The organism is Phytobacter sp. V69, assembly GCF_965644215.1.
In the GTDB taxonomy this organism is placed as follows: domain Bacteria; phylum Pseudomonadota; class Gammaproteobacteria; order Enterobacterales; family Enterobacteriaceae; genus Phytobacter.
The window spans coordinates 1-2,875 of the sequence record NZ_CBFFRL010000343.1; the positions used below are offsets into that span (position 1 = coordinate 1).

2 protein-coding genes, 1 pseudogene and 1 riboswitch are annotated in these 2,875 nt (G+C 55.6%); of the genes and pseudogenes, 2 read left to right on the plus strand and 1 reads right to left on the minus strand.

Annotated features, from left to right (window positions below):
- Window positions 1–468: 468 nt before the first annotated feature.
- Window positions 469–566, plus strand: a riboswitch (TPP riboswitch).
- A 34-nt stretch (window positions 567–600) separates the two neighbouring features.
- Complete coding sequence (gene thiM, locus ACSZPU_RS24800; RefSeq protein WP_499004242.1) at window positions 601–1,398, plus strand: hydroxyethylthiazole kinase; 798 nt, start codon at window positions 601–603, stop codon at window positions 1,396–1,398.
- Window positions 1,395–2,195, plus strand: a complete 801-nt coding sequence (thiD, locus tag ACSZPU_RS24805) for a bifunctional hydroxymethylpyrimidine kinase/phosphomethylpyrimidine kinase (protein ID WP_499004244.1) — start codon at window positions 1,395–1,397, stop codon at window positions 2,193–2,195. Before thiM ends, thiD begins: the two co-directional genes overlap by 4 nt.
- Window positions 2,196–2,399: 204 nt before the next feature.
- On the opposite strand, the pseudogene ACSZPU_RS24810 reads toward thiD, so the two are convergent.
- Window positions 2,400–2,792 (minus strand): annotated as a pseudogene (locus tag ACSZPU_RS24810) (fimbrial protein); the annotation flags it as partial.
- Window positions 2,793–2,875 lie beyond the last annotated feature (83 nt).

Below are 2,875 nucleotides of genomic sequence, written 5' to 3' on the forward strand. Positions count from 1 at the left end.
GGGCATCGTGAAAAGTCTATGTCAAAGAAAGGGTTATGTTCTCATAATTGACGATTAAATCGCACCTTCCTTAAATGGCAGAACAATCACAACTATGTGATCAACTATGGTTTAAATGATAATAAATATGTTCACGAGTTTTTTATTGATGGCGATGGAAATGTGACCAAATAAGGGGAGCAGATCAGAACGCCCTCGCAGCAAAAGACTCCTGTCTTGCCCGTACATTATTCGCCGGACAGGTGTTGGCACCATACACCCAGGATCGGCCTTATTCTCGTTAATACGGGTTTGTTGTATCGTGACTTGATCCCCGCAGGGAGTTAAGTGAAGTGCGTCCCTGTCGCTCAAACCGTCACCTATCCCGTCTCATATGGTCTCAAAGGGCCCGATTTTGCCGTTTACAAGACTTCTCCTTGGCTTTATCCTGATCCTGGATTAACAAATGTTAATCGCAACTAATTGATTTTATTTGACTCGGGGTGCCCCTTTTCACGAAGGGCTGAGACATACCCGTATTACCTGATCTGGATAATGCCAGCGTAGGGAAGTCAGATGCCTGCCCGGCATCCCTTCTTCACGCCGGGCAGGAGCGAATCGATGCAACCTGACCTGCTTCACCGTGCGCAAATCGCGCAAATCGCGCAAATTCTTCAGCAATTTCGTAAACACAAGCCGCTTGTTCACTGCATGACCAACGATGTGGTGCAGACCTTTACGGCCAATGTCCTGCTGGCACTGGGTGCGTCTCCGGCGATGGTGATTGACCGCGACGAAGCACAACAATTTTCCGCTATTGCAGACGCGCTGCTGATTAATGTCGGTACGTTGACCCGTGAACGCGCCGATGCCATGCATGCCGCCATTATGAGTGCCAATGCCGCGCGTAAACCCTGGACGCTGGATCCGGTGGCCGTGGGGGGCTTAACTTTCCGCAGCGATTTCTGTCGCGAGATTCTGGCGTTGCAGCCTGCTTCCGTGCGCGGCAACGCCTCGGAAATTATGGCGCTTGCCGGGATGAGCGGTGGCGGACGCGGTGTAGACACCACCGATACCGCCATTGCCGCGCTGCCTGCGGCCCAGGCGCTGGCCCGTCAGACGGGGGCTATCGTGGCAGTGACTGGCGAGGTGGATTACATCACCGATGGTCTTCGTACTTTGCGCGTCACGGGGGGGGATGTGTTGATGACTCGGGTGGTGGGCACAGGCTGTGCGCTGTCGGCTGTGGTGGCTGCCTGCTGCGCGCTGCCGGGGGATCGCCTGTATAACGTGGCGGCGGCCTGCGCCTTTATGTCCCAGGCGGGCAGTCTGGCGGTGGCGACCACGCGCGGACCGGGCAGCTTTATTCCGGCGTTTCTCGATGCCCTTTATGCGCTTCACGGTGAGGTGCTGGTATGAAACGGATTAACGCACTGACCATTGCCGGAACGGATCCCAGCGGCGGCGCAGGTATTCAGGCAGATCTGAAAACCTTTTCGGCGCTGGGTGCCTACGGCTGTTCGGTCATCACCGCGCTGGTGGCGCAAAATACTCGTGGCGTGCAGTCGGTGTATCGCATTGAGCCCGATTTTGTTGCCGCGCAGCTGGATTCTGTATTCAGCGATGTGCGAATCGACACCACCAAGATTGGCATGCTGGCGGAAACGGATATCGTGGAAGCTGTGGCGGAGCGCTTGCGCCGTTATCAGGTGCAAAACGTGGTGCTCGATACCGTGATGCTGGCGAAAAGCGGCGATCCGCTACTGTTACCCTCGGCGGTAATGGCGCTGCGCGAGCATCTGCTGCCACAGGTGTCGCTGATTACCCCCAATCTGCCCGAGGCGGCCGCGCTGCTGGATGCGCCACATGCCCGTAATGAACGCGAGATGCATGAGCAGGGCCAGGCACTGCTGGCGATGGGGTGTGAGGCGGTGCTGATGAAAGGGGGCCATCTGGATGATGAGGAGAGTCCGGACTGGCTGTTCACCCGTGACGGTGCCGAGCGTTTCACCGCCCTAAGGATAAAAACCAAAAATACCCACGGCACGGGCTGCACGCTGTCGGCTGCGCTGGCGGCGTTGCGTCCACGCCATGCGGATTGGGTCTCCACGGTCGGAGAGGCGAAGCGCTGGCTGTCGGCGGCACTGGCACAGGCGGATACGCTGGAAGTGGGGCACGGCATCGGCCCGGTGCATCATTTTCATGCGTGGTGGTGAGAGGATTTGTGTGGCTCCCGGATCGCGGCATAAATGCCTTATCCGGGCTACGACGGCGCCCGGCGGCTATGTTGAGATCGGCGAATTTTTCGCGCTATCCCCAACAGGGGCGACGGGATCGTTCGGTGCCACAACCTCAACACAGCGCGGAACCGCTTTCCCCCTCTCCATTCATGGAGAGGGGGAAAATACGGCGCGGAACCTTTATTCATACGACATCGTAAACTCGAGGGCGGAGTTTGCCTTGCCGCCAGTCATGGTGCTGGCAGTTTTTATATAGCGTGCTTTCATGGGAATGGTATAACTGCCACCGGTTGTGCTGCTGTAGCCGGTATATTTGATTTTGCTGTTAAAGGGCACGATAGTACCGTCGTCATAAAGTACCTGAACACCCACGCCAGTTGCATCAGAGTCACTGCTCAGGGTGAGGTACTGATTAACCGAGCCACTATTTTCAAGTGTGATACCGGCTGCGGGTTTAAAAGCGTAATTCACCGAATTAAGGGCCGGGTCGCAATTTTTGATTTCGAAGTTGAATTGTTTTGCGGTGCTGGTGGAGTTGATGCCCGAGAATTCGGCAGTATTGTGTTTTTCAAGATCGACTCTAGGCTGTGTCCCTTAATTGCATAACCTCTTGTAAAACAATCGGATGCAACCCAGCTTGACCATTGAAAGATAAT